Source organism: Bartonella sp. AA86SXKL, from assembly GCF_042196885.1.
Map to the genome: position 1 here is coordinate 1 of NZ_JBHIRE010000440.1, position 637 is coordinate 637.

Genomic DNA, 637 nt, shown 5'->3' on the forward strand with positions numbered 1-637 from the left:
ATTTTCAAAATCAATTTCTCTTTTTGATAAAATAATATTTTTATTTTTTTTGTTATTGTTAATGTTAATGTTATTGTGCATTTCCAAGCATTGCTCGTGCATTGCGTATGCATTGCTTGTGCATTGCTCATGCATTGCACATGCATCATCATTACTTTTATCTTTGTTTTTATCCCATCTAGCTTTTGCTGCTTTTGATGCCTTTTCTGAAGATTTTTCTAAATTCTCATTGCAATTTAGTAACTCTTCTTCAACTTGTGCACTCCATAAATTTCCATTTTCCAAGCGGATAATTAATTTTTTTCGAATGAGTTTTTCTAATGATTTTTTAAAAGTTTGTACTGAACAGCCAACAGCACGTGCTAAAACAGAGGCATCATCATAAAGAGGTTCACAAGTTCTATACATAAAAGCAGTGAGTGTACTATAAGTGGCTTTTTCTGCTGCATCAGTGCCAGCAAAGTCCATAATCCACTCTTGATAAAAATTACGTACCCAAGGTAATTTATTTGCCATAATTACCCTCCTGCTCTTCAATAAAAGCTGCTTCTTTTAATTCCTCTTCAACATCTAAATTCCACAAGCGACCATCTGCTAAACGAATGAAATATCCTTCTTCAAGCAAAACATTCAGTGC

The 637-nt window shown here is 33.1% G+C and carries 1 protein-coding gene; it reads right to left on the reverse strand.

The features are described from left to right. The coding region (locus tag ACFIO5_RS12515; RefSeq protein ID WP_375705577.1) for a DUF1376 domain-containing protein at positions 1-516 on the reverse strand (516 nt) is incomplete at its 3' end. Between the last annotated feature and the right edge of the window lie 121 nt (positions 517-637).